Genomic DNA, 18,053 nt, shown 5'->3' on the forward strand with positions numbered 1-18,053 from the left:
TTGCCTGGCCCACCCGAAACGCATGCGAAGCTTTCCCGATACCCCCATCCCCGATTCCCGATTCCCGATTCCCGATTCCCGATTCTCACCCGCCAAGCAAAGGGCACTCACCCGGCAAGTGCATTCGCAGACGCGCCGGGACGCATTCGATGCGGAAGTGCCGCGAGGTTTCCGGTTCGCCGTCCAGGTTCAAGGTCAGCGGTTGCTGGGAAACGATTTCCAGCCACGGCACGCGGGCGCGCACGGCCACGCGTTCGAGCGCGGCCTGTTTGCCGCCGGTGACCAGGGTGCCGAGCGTGGCGGCCACTTCCCCGTCGAGGTCGGGGACGATGGTGACATCCAGCAGGCCGTCGTCGATCAGTGCTTCCGGGCACAGCGCCTGGCCGCCGCCGGCCTGGCGCCCGTTCCCCAGCCCGAGAGCGATGAATTCGCCTTCCCAGCTGAACTCCGGGCCGCTGAAGCGGGCGCTGATCGGGTCGATGCGGCCCAGCCGCGACATGCCGGTGATGAGATAGGCCAGGCCACCGAGCATCTTCTTCAGGCCTTCGTCGGTTTCCACCGTGACCTGGGTGCCGAAGCCGCCGCTGGCCACATTGGCGCACCAGTGTGGGCCGTGGTCGGCGTCGATCCGCAGCAGGTCGACCGGCTGCGCGACGCGCTCGGCGATCAGGGTCAACGCCTCCAGCGGGGCGATCGGCAGATTGGCGGCGGTGGCGAAGTCGTTGGCGGTGCCCAGCGGCACCAGGCCCAGCGACGGCAGCGAGGCCGCATCGCCCTCGTGGTGCGCCAGGGCGGCGGCCACTTCGCTCAGGGTGCCGTCGCCACCGGCGGCCACCACCGTGTGCACGCCATCGGCCACCGCCTCGCCCACGTAGCGCTCGGCATCGCCGTCTTCCCAGGTGACCCGCACATCGAGCTGGATGCCGCGCTTGCGCAGCGTTCCCACCGCCTCACGCAGGTCCATGTTGTCGGTGGACTTGCCGTTGAGGATCACACGCCAGTGGGACGGGGCCATGCGCGCTGCCGATGCTGTGAGGGTAATGGCCGCAGGCTAGCAGCGGGCCAATGGGCAGATCGTGAATAGGCGCTGCCGGCGCACTGTCATTGCGGTGTCATCGATGACCCGGAGAGTGGAAGGCCATAGCAGGGACGACGGGCGGAGGCAGGATCAGCCTCCAATTTTCTTGAAGGCCGCCCCGATAGGAGCGGCCTTCCTTTTGCATGAGGCTGGATTGCGCGGCGTGCCTGGCTCAGGCGCCTGCCGCAAATGCGGCCAACCGTTCGCCGTCGAGCCGGTACACGGTCCAGCCGTCCATCGGGCGCGCACCGACTGCCTTGTAGAAGTCGATGGCCGGCTGGTTCCAGTCCAGCACCGACCATTCGAACCGCCCGCAGCCGCGCTGCACGGCCAGCTGCGCCAGGTGCCGCAACAGCGCAAGGCCCGCACCCTTGCCGCGCGCTTCCGGCCGGACGAACAGGTCTTCCAGGTACAGGCCGTTGCGGCCGAGCCAGGTGGAGTAGTTGAAGAAATACACCGCAAATCCCAGCGCCTGACCGTCCTGCTCGCAGATCAGCGCATGCGCGGTGGCGCCGTCGCCGAACAGACTGGCGCGCAACTCCTCCAGGCCGGCCTTGACCGCGCCCGGCTCGCGCTCGTACACCGCCAGCGCGGTGATGAGGTCATGCAGCAGCGGCACATCCTCAGGCGTGGCGCTGCGGATCTGCGGCGCGGGCCGGCTCATCGCACCGCATCCACCGCCGCGCGCATCTGCGCAATCACCTGCGCATAGTCGGGCGCATTGAAAATGGCCGAGCCGGCGACGAAGGTGTCGGCGCCGGCCGCGGCAATCGCACCGATGTTGTCGGCCTTGACCCCGCCATCGATCTCCAGCCGGATCGGCTTGCCCGTCGCGTCGATCTTGCGGCGGAGGGCGCGCAGCTTGTCCAGTGCGGACGGGATGAAGGCCTGCCCGCCAAAGCCCGGGTTGACCGACATCACCAATACCAGGTCCAGCTCGGGCAGCACCCAATCCAGGATGTCCACCGGCGTGGCCGGGTTGAGCACCAGTCCGGCCTGGCAGCCATGCGACTTGATCAGCTGGATCGTGCGGTGCACGTGGCGGCTGGCTTCGGGGTGGAAGCTGATGGTGGTGGCACCGGCGTCGGCGAAATCCGGCACGATGCGGTCCACCGGCTCGACCATCAGGTGCACGTCGATCGGCGCGGTGATGCCGTGCTTGCGCAGCGCCTGGCACACCATGGGGCCGATGGTGAGGTTGGGCACGTAGTGGTTGTCCATCACGTCGAAGTGCACCCAGTCGGCACCAGCCTTGAGGACGTTGTTCACTTCCTCGCCCAGACGGGCGAAATCGGCGGACAGGATGGACGGGGCGATCGCCGTCGGTTGCATGGGCAGCTCGGAAAAATGCAGGAGCGCCATTGTCGCAACCGTGGCCCGGCGAGGAAAGCCGGATGCCGCTGGGCGCTGGGGCTTTCGATGTACAGCGCGCTGCGTCGACGCCCGGCACTGCGCAACGCAGCGGTTTTCGGCGTGCAGCCTTGGCTTCAGCGCTTGCGCTGCCGTTGAATCCGGTCGTAGGCGGCGTTGATCTGGCTGGCCTTCTTTTCGGCCTGGCGGCGGGCTTCCGGGTCGGCGTTGGCGACCTTGTCCGGGTGGTAGCGGGACATCAGCCGGCGATAGGCCAGGTCGATCTCGGCAGTGGTGGCGTCCGGCTCCAGGCCCAGCGCCTCGTACGGATTTTCCGCGCGCCGTTTGAACCAGCCGGCGTCGACCGCGTGGCCGATCGCCAGCCCGATCAGCAGCCCCACCACCGGCGCCCCGCGAAACAGCAAGGCACCGGCCAATGCGCCGAGCAGTTTTCCGTACCAGGACATGGGGGCGATCGGGGGCGGGAGGCGGGCTGGCGATCTTACCCGAACGCCCGCCCGGCCTGGCTGACGGCTCCTGCACAAGCCCCACCGCGCGGGCTTCCAATAAATTCTGCGGGAGGCGGCGAAGCGCCGTACACTACGCGGCCCGCTGCCTACCCGCGGGCCCGCCGGGTCCCGGGGACAGCGTCATAGCGACGTCCTTAGGAGTGCCTGTGTCGACCACGCTGTTGCAATCCGATCTGCCCGGCCTGCCGTTGCGTCACCGTGGCAAGGTCCGCGATGTCTTCGATCTTCCCCGCGACCGCCTGCCCGCCGATGCGCCCCCGGGCGACTATCTGTTGATGGTGGCCACCGACCGCCTGTCCGCGTTCGACGTGGTGCTGCCCGACCCGATTCCCGGCAAGGGCGAGATGCTGTGCCAGGTATCCAACTTCTGGTTCCACAAGACCGAACACCTGATGCCCAACCACCTGGTGGACATCCGCGTGGAGCAGGTATTGCCCGAGGGTGTCGATCCGGCCTTGTACGCCAAACGCGCCGTGGTCACGCGCAAGCTCAAGCCGGTGCCGGTGGAAGCCATCGCCCGCGGCTATGTGATCGGCAGCGGCTGGAAGGATTACCAGCGCACCGGCAAGATCAGCGGTATCGAATTGCCCGACGGCCTGCGTCAGGCCGAGAAACTGCCCGAGCCGATTTTCACTCCTTCGACCAAGGCAGCGGTTGGCGACCACGACGAAAACATCGACTTCGATGCAATGGTCAAGACGGTCGGCGCCGAGCTGGCCGAACGCGTGCGCGATGCCACCTTGCGCATCTACCGGTTCGCAGCCGATTTTGCTGCCGAACGCGGCATATTACTGGCCGATACCAAGTTCGAATTCGGTACCGATGCCGATGGCCGCCTGTACATCATGGACGAGATGCTGACTCCGGATTCCTCGCGTTATTGGCCGGCCGACCAATACGAACCGGGCACCAGCCCGCCGAGCTACGACAAGCAGTTCGTGCGCGATTATCTGGAAACCCTGGACTGGGGCAAGACCGCGCCCGGCCCGCGCCTGCCGGCCGACGTCATCGATCGCACGCGTGCGAAATATGCCGAAGCGCTGCAGCGGCTGGCGGATATTTCGGTGGATTGATTGCACGCGCCCGGTGAAAGGGCGAGGCGGCGCAGTACGCAGACGCCTATGCCTGCGAGCGCCGACATTCTCGGCGCGTCGATTTCTCGACTACCGACTGAAGGCCAGGTTGGTGATCAAGCGTGAAGCTTCATGACGGCTATCGCACACACTCGCCCACCAGCATCCCCACCGCGCCCACTGCGATGGTGTGTTCTCTTGCCCAGCAAGGCCGCAATGACCATGTCAAGTCACTTGTGTCGCGTGCTGCCTGCCTTGCGCAGCGCACTAATTCCCGGTCTAGCGCTCGCACTGAGCGCCTGCACTGCCGGCGAATCTGCACCCCACGCCGTTCCCTCATCAGCACCGGCAGCACCTGCGAAGAACAACGCACCCGCAGCATTGCAGGTCAACGCCAGACTTGGCGCGCTGATACAGGCCGCTGGCGCAACCTGCACGGATGCAACGACTGCAACAGGATGCACAGCAGGCAATGTCGACACGGGTGATTTTTACGATGTGGAGTTTCTGCCCGATTGTGGCGATAAGGGCTTCTTCGCCGGCGTCGCCCAGGCGAACGGAGCAGATCTGTTGGATGCCGTTCCCGTCACCGGCAGCCGCGCAACGGCTACAGCCAATCTTGCCCAAGGCCAGCTCGTCTGCGTCCAGGCGATCGGCCGCGCCGGACAGAACCCGCGGTATTACTACGTCGCCGCAATTCCAGCGAGCACCGTTGCAAGGTGCAAGAACACCGCATTGTGCAAAACCTACGGCGACAGGCCGATCAAGCAGATCAAGCCTGCAAGTGGCGAGCACTGCCACGCCGCAGCACCAGGACAATCCACTGGCAATTGCGCGCAAGGATGGGTGAATGCGGACGCACTCGAAGTATTTTCGAACGGAATCTAGTTGCGCGCACCAAACGGGTGATTTGCAGGCAACCCATCCATTACTGCATGACGATTGCTGCAATGGATCCAGATGAGGTACCCGGCCCGTGTTGAGGACACTCACCGGCCTTGGCATCGTTTGAGCAATCGGCCACCGTCATTCCGGTCACGCTCCCAGGGTGCGGGCCTGCCGCGTCCGGCCGGCTCGCCGCACTCTGGCCCCGCAAGCCTTCACGCATTTGCACACAGTGCGCAGATACCATCCTGCGCGCTCGCACATCGCCCGATACGATCAGGAGGATCCGTTGGCCCTTTTACGAACATCTCTGCATGCCCTCGCACTGAGCCTGGCGCTGGTTGCCTGCAAACCGCAAACAGAGCCAGCAGGCGCGGCAATGCCCGCAGCGACAGCAGAGGCAGCGGGCACCGCGCCTGCCGCCTCAACCCCTGCTACGGCGTCAGCCACGCCCGCTCAGCCGACGACCTGCCCCACCGCCGACTTCTCTGCATTTCTAAAAAGCTTCAGTGCAGACATCGCGGCCCAGGAGAAAGCCACGGCCGACCCGCTGACCATGATCCGGATCGATCCGGATGCGCAGCCGGAACCGGCGCCAGTCACTCGCGAGGTTGCGCTTGCCGACGTCAAATGGCCGGTTATCCCGAACCTGGACGTGGCCCGCTCCGCGGGCCGCGAGGTCGTGGTGTCCGAGAACGCAGGCGGTCGCCAGGTGCTGGTGCGTACACCTGACAGCGGCGACCAACAGGTCTACCACTTCGCCCAGCGCCCATGCTGGACCTTGGTCAAGGTCGACGACCAGTCGCTGTAACGGCGCGGGCAACACCGCGCCACGCAAAAACCCAAATCAGGAGACGGCCGTGCCCCCCTTCAGAGTGCTCATCCCCGTGCTGGCAGTAGCGCTTGCCGCGTGTAACGGTCCGCAGGCAGCCGATGCGCCTGAAACGCCGGCCAATGCACCCGCAGCCGCGGCCGGCCCACCCGCACCGGCCGCGACACCTCCTGCCACACCGACACAAGGGACTGTACCCATGGCAACGATCGACTCCTTCGTTCCAGCAGGATCGAAGGCACTGGATACCCAACGCGGCGACCTGACTGGCGCCGGACATTCGGACGCACTTGTCGTGATTTCTCCGCCGGCAACCGGCAACGAAAAGCTCGGCGAAGGGCAGCCACGTCGCGTCCTGCTGCTGACCCAGAACGCCGATGGCAGCCTGCAAAAGGCCGCTGAAAATAATCGCATCGTGCCCTGTGCCCGCTGCGGCGGCCTGGCAGGCGACCCGTATGCGTTTTCGCGCGTCCAGCCCGGGCAATTCACCATCTCCATCTCAGGCGGGTCGCGCGAGCGCTGGGCCGACGACTTCACGTTCAAGTATTCGGCAGACAGGCAGACCTGGTTGCTGGACAAGGTCGTGCGCGATCTTTCCGATACCGAGACCGAACAACACAACACCCTGGAATTAACCGACAAGGATTTTGGGACGGTGACGTTCCAGGACTTCGACCCCGCCACGCTCAAGAAAGTCGCGGCGCTGGACGAGGCTGGAGCCCAGAAACAAAATTAAAGGGAAGTAATGGCTGACGCGGACAAGGATGGGTCCGTCTTTTCATGTTGCTGAGAAATGAGGAGTTACACCATGGCAACCGATCGCGAAACTGGGCTGCTGCAGGCAGCCTATGCAGCAGGAATCACCCGGCCCAACGAATTGGCGAATTTCATGGCCCAGGTAGGCCACGAATCGGGCGGACTCAATCGCCTGGAAGAAGGGTTCCGCTATACCCGCGGCCCCTCGCAAGTGAGCTCGAAAGTGCGTTCTGCACTGCGCGAAGGACCGGAGGCGCTGGAAGAAGCGCGCCTTGAGGCATTGCGCGGCCAGCCGGAGAAACTCGCGGAATTGATGTATGGCGGGCGCATGGGCAACAACGAGCCCGGCGATGGCTATCTTTACCGTGGTCGCGGCTACATCCAGCTCACCGGCAAAGATCAGTATCGCGAGGCCGGCGAAGCGCTGAAACTCGACCTGGTCGCGCACCCCGAACTGGCCGCGCAACCGGAAAACGCGTCGCGGATCGCAACCTGGTACTGGCAGCACAATGTGCCGCAAGCGGCCAGGCAGGATGCGCATGCAGCAGGCGTTGCGATCAACGGCGGCGATCCGCCCAATGGACTGGCTGACCGCGAAAGCCGCTTCGCGCGCTGGCAGCGCGACCTCACGCCCGATGTGATGCACAAGCTCGAACACGGTCAACTCGGACAGACCGTCGCGCCCGCGCAGCATTCGGCACCGACGCAAGCACCGCATGCCGGTTCGAACGCGCATTCGTTCCAGGCCACCATGGAGCGCATGCTTCCGCCGCAGAACGGCACCGCGCCGCATATCACCGGGCATTACGGCGAGCACCGCAGCGCGCGCGACCACGGCGGCACCGACTTCAATTATCAGGGCGGTCAGGCAGGACGCAATCTGCAGCATCCAACCGTGCATTCGCCGGTCGCCGGAACGGTGACCTTTGCTGGCGGAAGCTACGGCACCGTCAAGATTCGCGATGCACAAGGCAACTCGCACGAGATCCTGCATCTGGATGGCGTCAAGGTCAAAGAAGGGCAAACATTGTCGGCAGGCGACGCGATCGGCACGATGGGGGGACGTGGGCCCAATGGCGCAAGCCAATATGCGCAGCATGTGCATTACCAATTGCGCGATGCCAACGGCAAATTGACCAGCCCCGAGACCTTCTGGAATCAGGGTCACCAACACGAAGCGGGTGCGCGCCACACGCAGGCAGCACCGGCAAGCGGAACAAGTGCCCTGCGGCATGGCGACAACAGTCAGGATGTGGGCAAGCTGCAGCAGGACCTCAACCGTCTCGGTGTACGCGATGCACAAGGCAACCGCCTGGCCGAAGACGGGCGCTTCGGCGACAACACGCGTGAGGCGGTAATGGCGTTCCAGAGGCAGCATGGGCTGCAGCAGGACGGTGTTGTCGGCCGCGATACGCGTGCAGCATTGGCTGCACAACCGGCGCAGACGCGCGAGGCGCAGGTTGCTGCGCCGAAAGGGCCTTCGCTCAACGATGCATCGCATCCCGACCACGCGCTACATAACGCAATCCGCAGCAAGCTGCCGAGCATGATCTCCAACGAGACGGCGGCACATGTCACGCTGCAGGCGAAGCAGAATGGGATCGACAGCGCGGACAAGTTGCAGAACGTGACAGTGCAGGACGGCAAGGCATTCGTCATGGGCACCACGCCGGGCTTCCGTGCGGCGGTGGACCTGAACCAACCTGCTCCGACACTTGAGCAAACCAGCGCGCAGTTGCTGGCTGGTCACTCGCAGCAGCAACAGGCCCAGCAAGAACAGCAGAAGGTTGCGATGGGAGGTCGCTGATCTTTCAGCGATAGATCAAGAAGACGCCGGCCAGGAGATTGGCCGGCGTTCTTGTTTCCACATGCACCGTGGGAGTCACGACACATCGCGCAAGCTGATCGTCATTCAACGGCCAGCGCGCGTGGTGATGGGACACCGCAACACCCCGCGCTGGCGCAACGATACGGCGCAACCCTGCCTGACACCACTGCATTGCGCGCATGCTTGGCCGCAGCGGCCAATGACACCATGCATCCGCTGCGCCTCTGCGATGTGCGCCACAGCGGAAAGTGGCCGGGCGCACAGAACGCAACACATCCGTAATTTTTACTACTGTCCAGTTCGTGACTGTGCAAGCGTAACTGCCGGCACCCAAGGTGCCATCGGCGATCGGCTGTCGGGGGGCTGCCGGTCTTTGCATTGCACGTTTTCTGGAGAGAGTCGTCATGCAATTCCATGTCCTGGGCGCGGCAATCTGCTGCGCGCTCTCGTTTTCTGCTGCCGCGAATGCTGCCGATGTGTCGGCAAATGCCGCTGTTTCGCGCGCGCAATCGTTATTGGGGAACAACGCGTCTGCATTGGCCAATCGCGCGCCGGCCGACGCCTTCATCGCACGCGACAGCATCGTCGATGCCGACGGTACCGAACATGTGCGTTTCGATCGTACCTATCAGGGCCTGCCGGTGATCGGCGGCGACGTGGTGGTGCACTCGCGTCGCGGGGTGATGCGTGAATTGAGCCAGACCATGGACACCACGGTGCGTCCGAGCCTGGTGCCGGGAATCGATGCGGCAAGCGCGTTGCGTGTGGCCGGTTCGCACTTCGATGTGGCGCAGGATGCCGCGCCGCGTGCGAGTCTGGCGCTGTATGCACGCCAGGGCGCGCCGCGCCTGGTGTACGAGGTAATTTACAGCGGCGTCAAACCCGACCAGACACCGACCGAGATGCATTACATCGTCGATGCGGTGAACCAGCGCATCCTCGAATCCTGGGATACCGTGCATACCGCATGTAGCGGCGGCACCAGCGCCGCTGGCACAGGACGTTCGTTGTATGCGGGCAGCGTGACGGTGAACACGACGCGCTGCAGCAGCACCAGCTACGAAATGACCGATCTCAGTCGCGGCAGCGGTGCGACCTACAACATGCGCAACAGCACCTCCGGCAATGGCACGCTGGTCACCGATGCCGACAATGCCTGGGGCAGCGGCACCACCGGCGATACGGTCACCGCAGCGGTCGATGCGCATTACGGCGTGGCGTTGACCTGGGACTATTACCGCACCACGCATTCGCGCACAGGCATTGCAAACGATGGCGCCGGTGCACGGAGCCGGGTGCATTACGGTAGTCGCTACAACAACGCCTTCTGGCAGGACAGCTGTTTCTGCATGACCTTCGGCGATGGCGACGGCAGCACGTTCACGCCGTTGGTGTCGGTGGATGTGGCCGGCCACGAGATGACCCACGGTGTGACCAGCCGCACCGCCGCGCTGACCTACTCGGGCGAATCGGGCGGTTTGAATGAAGCCACGTCCGACATCATGGGCACCATGGTGGAGTACTCCGCTGCCAACAGCGCCGAGCCGGGCAATTATCTGATTGGCGAGAAGATCATCCCCAACAACAGCACCGGCACACTGGCGTTGCGTTACATGTTCAAGCCAAGCCTGGATGGCAAATCGCCCGATTGCTACAGCAGCAGCCTGGGCTCGCTCAATGTGCACTACAGCTCGGGCGTGGCCAATCACTTCTACTATCTGCTGGCCGAAGGGGCGGTGGTGCCGAGCGGGTTCGGCTCGGGCACCAGCTACAACCTGACCCCGACCAGTCTGGTCTGCAGCGGCTCCACGGCGCTCACCGCGATCGGCCGCGCCGCGGCCAGCCGCATCTGGTATCGCGCACTGACGGTCTACATGACCTCGTCCACCAACTACGCGGCGGCCCGTCGGGCCACGCTGAGCGCAGCCACCGATCTGTACGGCAGCACGTCCACGCAATACCGCGCAGTAGCGGCGGCGTGGAGCGCGGTCTCGGTGAACTGACGGTGCGTCCCTCGCCACGCCACCAAGGCGTGGCGAGGGCACATCTGCCATGGCGCCATCCGCGCGCGTATGCTTGGATCATTCCTGGGAGGGAACATGAGCCAAAGCACCACGACCGCGCGACCGATCGAGCGCTATTTCGCCAGCTATTCCGACGATCATCAAAACGCGACCAATCAGCAGATCCACGTGCTGGCGGTGCCTGCCATCCTGTGGTCGGTGGTGGCGCTGTTGTGGTGCATCCCGGTCGGCGGTAGCTGGTTCAGCAGCGGCGTGTGGGCCGCGCTGTCGATGTTTGCGGCGTGGTCGTACTACAACCGGCTGTCGCGCCCGCTGGGGCTGGGCATGCTGGGGATCTTTTTCTTCTTCGGCTGTCTGTGCCGGTTGATCGAAGGCCGCATCGGGCTTGGCGGCCTGTTCACCACCGCGCTGACGGTGTTCGTGCTGGCGTGGATTGCGCAGTTCGTCGGCCACAAGATCGAAGGCCGCAAACCGAGCTTCCTGACCGATCTGACCTATCTGCTGATCGGGCCGATCTGGGTGCTGGCCAAGGCGTATCGCCAGCTGGGTTGGCGTTACTGAACGTCGCCGACAGACCAGCCAGGCCTCACGCGCCGATCCCGAGCTCTTCGGGCAGTGGGCGAAATGCACGCGGCGCATAGCCGAAATCGCGGCGTGCCGGCTCCAGATCGAATACCAGGTCCTCGCGCATGCGCTGTAGCGCGGCGGCATTCAAGCCCCGCAGGCGGCCCAGGCGTTGCGCTGCGGTGAGTGCAAGACCGAACAGGCTCGGCGGCACCTGGTACAGACGTGCAGGCCGTGGCAGCGCTTCCAGTACGCGCTCTACCATCTGCGTGTACGCCAGCACTTCGCCGCCGCCCACGGCATAACTGCGCTGCTGGGTGGCCGGCTGGCCAACCACCGCCAGAGCGGCGCTGGCCAGATCTTCCACATGCACGGGCTGGCGAAGGCCAGTGGCGTTGGCGGGCAGTACGAACGCGCCGGTGCGCTGCGCCAGCCCGGCGATCTGGGTCAAGGTTTTGTCGCGTCCCGCGCCGTAGACCAGGGTCGGCCGCAGCACGGTGGCACTAGCGCCACGCGCACGCGCGGCGGAAAACAGCGCCTGTTCGGCAGTGGCCAGACGCTGGGCCACGTCGCGCTCAGCCGCGTCGATGGAGTGTTCCTTGACCTCAACGCTGGTGGAACCGAACGCCACGATACGCGGCGCTACCATCGGGTTTTCGGCATACCAGCGTGCGAAGTGGTCCAGCGGACCACAGCTGAAGATCACCTCGAACGCCTCGCCGGCAGCTGCCGGCACAGCCAGATCGCCCTGCCGCCAGATCAGACCGGAGCGCGCTGCGCGCGGCTGGCGCGACCACGCTGTCACCTGCCATCGGCCGCTCAGCAGGCGGGTCAGCAAGCGCTCGCCGATTTGCCCGCTGCCGCCGAAGACCAGGGCGCGCGGCGCAGATGCAGCGGTGGACGGAGCGGGATTGGCGGCAGTCACAGGGCATTATCGATGCATGAATGCCTGCAGCATAGCGAGTGCGGCATTGCAATGTGCAGCCAGTGGGGCCGATGGCAGGCCATGTGCGCTGGCGGCGTTGACGCGGACGTCAGTCAAGGGTTTGTTAAGCTCTCGGGCCTGCTCGCGAATCTTGTGTTCCCTGCATGCCTTTCTCGCTGGAAATTCTGCTGGCGCTGCCATTTGTCATGGCCGCTGCCGCTGCGCTGCTCTGGCGCGCCTCCCGTTCGATCACTGCGTGGTTGGCTGCGGCCGCGCCGTTGGCCGGGCTGCTGGTGCTGGCGCTGTTGACGCCCGCGGTGCTGCGCGGCGAGGTGATTGCCAGCGAGCACGCGTGGCTGCCGCAGATTGGCCTGATGTTTTCGCTGCGGCTCGATGGCCTGGCCTGGATGTTCGCACTGCTGGTGCTGGGCATCGGTGCGCTGGTGGTGCTGTACGCGCATTACTATTTGAGCCCACGCGATAGCGCGTCGCGTTTTTTTGCCTATCTCTTGCTGTTCATGGGCGCGATGCTCGGCATGGTGTTGTCGGGCAACCTGCTCTTGCTGATGGTGTTCTGGGAACTCACCAGCATCAGCTCGTTCCTGTTGATCGGTTTCTGGTCGCACCGCAAGGACGCGCGCGAAGGCGCACGCATGGCCTTTGTGCTGACTGCCGGCGGCGGCCTGGCGTTATTGGGCGGCGTGTTGATGATCGGCCGCATCGTGGGCAGTTTTCAGCTCGATGCCGTCCTGGCCGCCGGCGATGTGATCCGCGCCAGCCCGCTGTATCCGTACGCGCTGGGCCTGGTGTTGCTGGGCATCTTCACCAAGAGCGCGCAGTTCCCGTTCCACTTCTGGTTGCCACACGCAATGGCGGCGCCCACGCCGGTGTCGGCGTATCTGCATTCGGCCACGATGGTGAAGGCCGGCGTGTTTTTGCTGGCGCGTTTGCATCCGGCGCTGGCCGGTACCGATCTGTTTTTCTACACGGTGACCAGCATCGGCGCGATCACGGTGCTGTTGGGCGCCTGGCACGCCATCTTTCAGCACGATCTCAAGGGCGTGCTGGCGTACTCGACCATTTCGCATCTGGGCCTGATCACGATGCTGTTCGGCCTGTCCACGCCGATGGCGGTGGTGGCCGGCGTGTTTCACCTCATCAACCATGCGGTCTTCAAAGCGTCGTTGTTCATGGCCGCCGGCATCATCGACCATGAGACCGGCACGCGCGACATGCGCAAGCTGGGCAATCTGCGCCGGTTGATGCCGGTGACCAGCGCGCTGGCCATCACCGCTTCGCTGGCCATGGCCGGCATTCCGCTGCTCAACGGCTTCTTGTCAAAGGAAATGTTCTTCGCGGTTGCGCTGGATACCGAAGCGCCGCAACTGATGCGCATCCTGGCCAGCACCGCTGCGCTGCTGGCCGGCCTGCTGGGCGTGGCGTACAGCCTGCGCTTCGTGCACGACACGTTCTTCGGCGAAGGCCCGCGCGCGCTGGACACCACGCCGCACGAGCCGCCGCGCTGGATGCGGATTCCGGTCGACGTGCTGGTACTTACCTGCGTGGCGGTGGGCATCGTGCCGGCATGGACAGTGGCGCCCGTATTGCGCGCCGGTGCCACCGCGATCTTGGGCGACCGGCTGCCCGACTACAGCCTGGCGCTGTGGCATGGCGTCAATTTGCCGCTGGCGATGAGCGTTGCCGGCATCGTCGGCGGTGCGTTGTTGTACGTGGCGCTGCGCCGCACGCTGGATCTGTATGCAATCCAGAACCGTTCGCCGGGAAAGGCACTGTTCCAATGGAACCTGCGTGCCTTGTTCAGTGCCACCGCACGCATGACCGACGCCGTCACCAACGGCAACCTGCAGCGCATGTTGATGCTGCTGGTGCTAAGCGCGGTCGTGGTGGCGCTGGTGCCGTTCCTGCAAGGCGGTGCATTGCCGCAATGGCCTGCACCCATGCCAATGCCGGCGCTGGGGTGGATGGTGTGGCTGTTGATGATCGCATGCGCCCTGGGCAGCCTGTTCCTGTACAAGCAGCGCCTGTTGGCGGTGCTGGTGCTCGGCGGCACCGGGCTGGCGGTCAGCCTGACGTTCGTGTTCTTGTCGGCGCCGGATCTGGCGCTGACGCAGTTGCTGGTGGAAATGGTCACGCTGGTGCTGATGCTGCTGGCGATGAACTACCTGCCCGAGCGCTCGTTGCCCGAACGTGCGCGGCTGCGCAAGATGCGTGATGCCGCAATTGCCATTGCCGGCGGTGCCGGTCTTGCGGCGTTGGCGTATACCTTGATGACGCAACCCAGCCATTCGGTCGCCGGCGAACTGCTGCAGCGCGCCTTGCCCGAAGCGTATGGGCGCAATGTGGTCAACGTAATTTTGGTGGATTTCCGGGGCTTCGATACCTTTGGCGAGATCACCGTCTTCGCCATCGCCGGGCTGGTGGTGCACGCCTTGCTGCGCCGCGCGCGCATGGCACCGGAGCGCACCATGCCGGGGCCGCCGATCAAGTTGCCGGTGCCGGCCGATCTGGCGCAGATCATGTTCCCGCTGACATTGACGGTTTCGCTGTTCCTGTTCCTGCGCGGGCACAACGCGCCGGGAGGCGGCTTCATTGCCGGGCTGGTGCTGGCGGTGCCATTGCTGATGCAGTACGTGATTCAGGGGACGGCCTCGGTGGAGTCGCGCTTTGGTTTCGACTACATCCGCCTGATCGGCATCGGCTTGTTGTGCGCGCTGGTCAGCGGCGCCGGCTCGCTGGTGTTCGGGCTGCCGTTCCTGAGCAGCGGACATCTGGAAATTCCGCTGCCGCTGTTGGGCGAGCTGGAACTGGCCAGTGCGCTGGGCTTCGATACCGGCGTGTACCTGGTGGTGTTCGGTGCGGCGATGTTGATGCTGTCGATGATGGGCACGATCAAGCCCTCGCGTACGCGCAGTTCGCAGCGCGGCGAGATCGACCCCACCCAACGTTCGACACGCACCGCGGAGCAGCATTGATGGAATTGGCAGTGGCAAGCGCGATCGGCGTCCTCACCGCACTGGCGATCTATCTGCTGCTGCGCGCGCGCAGCTTCGATGTGATCCTGGGCATGACCTTCCTGTCGTATGCGACCAACCTGCTGATCTTTGCCGGTGGGCGCTTGCGCAGCGGCCAGGCGCCGGTGTTGCGCGACGGCGTGCCGGCCGAGCTGATGCATCACACCGATCCGCTCCCGCAGGCCTTGGTGCTGACCGCCATCGTGATCGCGTTTGCGATGACCGCGGTGAGCCTGGTGCTGGCGATCCGCAGCCGTAGCGACAATGGCAGCGACCATGTGGATGCGCACGAAGATGCCGCGACCGGCACGGATACGCGGCAGGCCCGGCGATGAACCATCTGCTGATCCTGCCCATCCTGATCCCGATGCTGGGCGCGTCGGCATCGTTGTTCGTCGAGCACCGCCGCTATGGGCCGCGCGTGCAGCGCAGCGTGGCGTGGGTCAGCATCGCCTTGTTGGCCGCGGCGGTCATCGCCCTGTTCGCACGCGCGGCCGACGGCCAGATCCTGGTCTATCTGCTCGGCGACTGGCCGGCGCGCATCGGCATCGTGCTGATGGGCGACCGCTTGTCGGCATGGATGCTGCTGACGACCTTGATCCTGGGCTCGGCGTGCCTGCTGCATGCATGCGCAGGCTGGGACCGGCGCGCACCGCATTTCCATGCATTGTTCCAGTTCCAGTTGATGGGCTTGAACGGCGCATTCCTGACCGGCGACATCTTCAACCTGTTCGTGTTCTTCGAGGTGATGCTCATCGCCTCCTACGGCCTGCTGCTCAGCGGCGGGCGCGGGTTGCAGATGCGGGTGGGCCTGCATTACGTGGTGTTCAACGTGTGTGCGTCGACGTTGTTCCTGATTGCGCTGGGCCTGCTGTTCGGTGTGTTCGGCACGCTCAACATGGCCGAGCTGTCGCAGCGCATTGCCGATCTGCCGGCGCAGGACCTGCCGTTGGCAAAGGCCACGCTGGGCTTGTTGCTGCTGGTGTTCTGCAGCAAGGCCGCGTTGCTGCCGTTGTATCTGTGGTTGCCGGAAACCTATTCGCGTGCGCCGGCGGCGGTGGCTGCATTGTTCGCCATCATGACCAAGGTGGGGTTGTACGCAGCGCTGCGGGTATCGTCGTTGTGGTTCGGCGCCGGTGCCGGCGCGCTGCACGGCTTCGGTCGCCACGCGCTGTTGTGGCTGGGCATCGCGACGCTGCTGATGGCCGCGTTCGGGGTGATGGCCGCATCGCGGCTGCGGGTGATGGTGTCGTACCTGGTGGTGTTTTCGGCAGCGACCTTGTTCATCGCGTTTTCGCTGGACGATGCCGGCGCACTGGGCGCGGGGCTGTATTACCTGCCGCACAGCAGCTTTGTCGCCGCTGCGTTGTTCATGGTCTCTGACCTGATCCGCCGTCGCCGCGGCAGTGCCAGCGACCGCAAGGAAGTGGTGGCGCCGCTACCGGGGCGGGCCATTCCGGGCACGATGTTCATGATTGCCGCGGTGGCGGTGGCCGGGTTGCCGCCACTCTCCGGATTTCTGGCCAAGGCCGCATTGCTGCAACACGTGCCTGAAGGGCTGGTCGGGCCGGTGTGGATCGCGGTGCTCGGCAGTAGCCTGCTGATCGTGATCGGCCTCACCCGCGCCGGCGTACGCTTGTTCTGGCGGGTGCCGGCGGCGGCGGAAAATGCGCCGGAACTGCAGCCGCCGCGGCGTGGCCGCATGCGTCCGGTGGAGACCGCCGCCACGGTGCTGTTGCTGAGCGGGCTGGTTGCGATGACCGGCGCCGCAGGTCCCCTGATGCATTACACCGATGCGGCCGCTGCGCAGTTGCGCGACCCCGGCGCGTATGTTGACCAGGTCCGCGCCACCACGCCGCAACGGAGGCAGCCATGAACACGCGTCTGCCACTGCGTCGCCGCCTGTTTCCCTCGCCGCCCTTGAGCGTGACGGTCTTCGTGTTCTGGCTGCTGCTCAGCGATAGCTTCGGCCCGCAGCAATGGGTCTTGGGCATGCTGCTGGGCGTGGTGGTACCGATCTTTGCAGCGCGGCTGGACCGCGAGTTCGCACAGATCGGCTCGCTGCGCTCGGTGCCACGCATGCTGCTGGTGGCCGCGGGCGACATCGTGCGCTCCAACATCAAGGTCGCTGCGCAGGTGCTCGGGCCAGAATCGCGTATCCATCCCGGTTTCATCTGGGTGCCGCTGGACATCGCCAACATCCACGGCATTGCCGCCTTGACCAGCATGATCACGCTGACCCCGGGGACCGTCTCGGCCGCGCTGTCGGACGACCGCAAATATCTGCTGGTGCACGTACTGCATCTGGACGATCCGCAGGCCTTGATTGCCGAGATCAAGACCCGCTACGAAAAGCCCCTGATGGAGATCTTTCCATGACCGGCCACATGTTCATCGAATCAACCATCGTGATCTGCATGCACGCGGTGGGCCTGGCCATCCTGATGGCCTTATGGCGGCTGCTGCGCGGGCCGACCGTGCCAGACCGCATCCTGGCGCTGGACACGCTCTCGGTCACCGCCATTGCCGAATTGATGCTGCTGGGCATGTACCTGGATTCGCCGATCTACTTCGAGGCGGCCCTGGTCATTGCGATGCTCGGCTTCGGCAGCACCGTGGTACTGAGCAAGTACGTGTTGCGGCGGAGTATCGTCGAATGATCGCCCTCACCGAATACTTGCTCAGCGCCTTGCTGCTGGCGGGCACGTTTTTCATCCTGATCGGCGCTTTCGGTCTGGTGAAGCTGTCGGACTTTTTCAAGCGCCTGCATGCACCGACCAAGGCCAGCACGCTGGGCGTGGGCTGCGTGTTGCTGGCCTCAGTGGGATACCACCTGTTTCTCGGCGTGGACCCGCAGCCGCGCGAATTGCTGATCACCGTATTCCTGTTCATCACCGCACCGATCAGCGCGCACTTGATGGCCAAGGCAGCGCTGTCGCTGATGATGGAAAACCGCCCGGAAGTACCGAACCACGGCGACGCGCAGCAGGAAGGATTGCCGCAGGTCAAAGGCGATCTTGGCGAGAACGAAGAAACCGAGAAGCAGCATCCGGGGCCTGCGTCCGAGGGTGGCTGAGGCGTTGCTGCCCGGCGTGGCGTGTTTGCCGATCAGGTCCCGTTGCTGCTCAGAACCTTCTCAACGGCGCAACTGGCTGAGCCGGTAGCCCGCACATGGG

At 64.9% G+C, this 18,053-nt stretch carries 18 protein-coding genes; 13 read left to right on the plus strand and 5 right to left on the minus strand.

What is annotated here, in order from left to right:
* Nucleotides 1-85: 85 nt before the first annotated feature.
* The 4 genes from yegS to AC1POX_RS19630 all read right to left on the minus strand — a co-directional run bounded on the left by yegS (nt 86) and on the right by AC1POX_RS19630 (nt 2,895).
* On the minus strand, nt 86-1,015 hold the full coding sequence (gene yegS, locus AC1POX_RS19615; protein ID WP_014089189.1) for a lipid kinase YegS: 930 nt from the start codon (nt 1,013-1,015) through the stop codon (nt 86-88).
* A 235-nt stretch (nt 1,016-1,250) separates the two neighbouring features.
* On the minus strand, nt 1,251-1,742 hold the full coding sequence (locus AC1POX_RS19620; protein WP_218533912.1) for a GNAT family N-acetyltransferase: 492 nt from the start codon (nt 1,740-1,742) through the stop codon (nt 1,251-1,253).
* Nucleotides 1,739-2,440, minus strand: coding sequence for a ribulose-phosphate 3-epimerase (rpe, locus tag AC1POX_RS19625; RefSeq protein WP_173363312.1), 702 nt, complete (start codon nt 2,438-2,440; stop codon nt 1,739-1,741). Before rpe ends, AC1POX_RS19620 begins: the two co-directional genes overlap by 4 nt.
* Before the next feature lie 125 nt (nt 2,441-2,565).
* On the minus strand, nt 2,566-2,895 hold the full coding sequence (locus tag AC1POX_RS19630; RefSeq protein ID WP_014089186.1) for a J domain-containing protein: 330 nt from the start codon (nt 2,893-2,895) through the stop codon (nt 2,566-2,568).
* 209 nt (nt 2,896-3,104) lie between these two features.
* On the opposite strand from AC1POX_RS19630, the gene AC1POX_RS19635 reads away from it, so the two are divergent.
* The 7 genes from AC1POX_RS19635 (at nt 3,105) to AC1POX_RS19665 (ending at nt 10,917) form a co-directional block, all read left to right on the plus strand.
* On the plus strand, nt 3,105-4,031 hold the full coding sequence (locus tag AC1POX_RS19635) for a phosphoribosylaminoimidazolesuccinocarboxamide synthase (protein WP_008575574.1): 927 nt from the start codon (nt 3,105-3,107) through the stop codon (nt 4,029-4,031).
* Between the two features lie 216 nt (nt 4,032-4,247).
* On the plus strand, nt 4,248-4,919 hold the full coding sequence (locus AC1POX_RS19640) for a hypothetical protein (RefSeq protein ID WP_372356500.1): 672 nt from the start codon (nt 4,248-4,250) through the stop codon (nt 4,917-4,919).
* A gap of 286 nt (nt 4,920-5,205) precedes the next feature.
* Entirely contained in the window at nt 5,206-5,727 is a 522-nt protein-coding gene (locus tag AC1POX_RS19645; RefSeq protein WP_081029572.1) for a hypothetical protein, read from the plus strand.
* A 220-nt stretch (nt 5,728-5,947) separates the two neighbouring features.
* Complete coding sequence (locus AC1POX_RS19650) at nt 5,948-6,484, plus strand: hypothetical protein (RefSeq protein ID WP_109291291.1); 537 nt, start codon at nt 5,948-5,950, stop codon at nt 6,482-6,484.
* A 72-nt stretch (nt 6,485-6,556) separates the two neighbouring features.
* On the plus strand, nt 6,557-8,311 hold the full coding sequence (locus AC1POX_RS19655; protein ID WP_372356501.1) for a peptidoglycan-binding protein: 1,755 nt from the start codon (nt 6,557-6,559) through the stop codon (nt 8,309-8,311).
* A 425-nt stretch (nt 8,312-8,736) separates the two neighbouring features.
* Entirely contained in the window at nt 8,737-10,335 is a 1,599-nt protein-coding gene (locus AC1POX_RS19660; protein WP_218489096.1) for a M4 family metallopeptidase, read from the plus strand.
* Nucleotides 10,336-10,431: 96 nt separating this feature from the next.
* Complete coding sequence (locus AC1POX_RS19665) at nt 10,432-10,917, plus strand: Mpo1 family 2-hydroxy fatty acid dioxygenase (RefSeq protein WP_011346155.1); 486 nt, start codon at nt 10,432-10,434, stop codon at nt 10,915-10,917.
* A gap of 25 nt (nt 10,918-10,942) precedes the next feature.
* On the opposite strand, the gene AC1POX_RS19670 is transcribed toward AC1POX_RS19665, so the two are convergent.
* The gene (locus tag AC1POX_RS19670) at nt 10,943-11,845 is read right to left on the minus strand and encodes an NAD-dependent epimerase/dehydratase family protein (RefSeq protein ID WP_218489097.1); all 903 of its coding nucleotides are present in this window, start codon (nt 11,843-11,845) and stop codon (nt 10,943-10,945) included.
* Nucleotides 11,846-12,009: 164 nt separating this feature from the next.
* Between AC1POX_RS19670 and AC1POX_RS19675 the strand changes: the two genes are divergently transcribed.
* The 6 genes from AC1POX_RS19675 to AC1POX_RS19700 are packed head-to-tail and all read left to right on the plus strand — an operon-like array spanning nt 12,010 to nt 17,953.
* Nucleotides 12,010-14,838, plus strand: a complete 2,829-nt coding sequence (locus AC1POX_RS19675; RefSeq protein WP_031420833.1) for a monovalent cation/H+ antiporter subunit A — start codon at nt 12,010-12,012, stop codon at nt 14,836-14,838.
* Complete coding sequence (locus AC1POX_RS19680; RefSeq protein ID WP_011346152.1) at nt 14,838-15,212, plus strand: Na+/H+ antiporter subunit C; 375 nt, start codon at nt 14,838-14,840, stop codon at nt 15,210-15,212. Before AC1POX_RS19675 ends, AC1POX_RS19680 begins: the two co-directional genes overlap by 1 nt.
* On the plus strand, nt 15,209-16,753 hold the full coding sequence (locus tag AC1POX_RS19685; protein WP_071117372.1) for a monovalent cation/H+ antiporter subunit D: 1,545 nt from the start codon (nt 15,209-15,211) through the stop codon (nt 16,751-16,753). The genes AC1POX_RS19680 and AC1POX_RS19685 overlap by 4 nt, the downstream gene beginning before the upstream one ends.
* Nucleotides 16,750-17,256 (plus strand): Na+/H+ antiporter subunit E, encoded by a 507-nt coding sequence (locus AC1POX_RS19690; protein WP_008575552.1) that lies wholly within the window; start codon nt 16,750-16,752, stop codon nt 17,254-17,256. The genes AC1POX_RS19685 and AC1POX_RS19690 overlap by 4 nt, the downstream gene beginning before the upstream one ends.
* Nucleotides 17,253-17,537, plus strand: coding sequence for a K+/H+ antiporter subunit F (locus tag AC1POX_RS19695; protein WP_003486364.1), 285 nt, complete (start codon nt 17,253-17,255; stop codon nt 17,535-17,537). Before AC1POX_RS19690 ends, AC1POX_RS19695 begins: the two co-directional genes overlap by 4 nt.
* Complete coding sequence (locus AC1POX_RS19700; protein ID WP_008575549.1) at nt 17,534-17,953, plus strand: Na+/H+ antiporter subunit G; 420 nt, start codon at nt 17,534-17,536, stop codon at nt 17,951-17,953. The genes AC1POX_RS19695 and AC1POX_RS19700 overlap by 4 nt, the downstream gene beginning before the upstream one ends.
* Nucleotides 17,954-18,053: the final 100 nt, after the last annotated feature.

The organism is Xanthomonas sp. NCPPB 3442 (assembly GCF_056725145.1).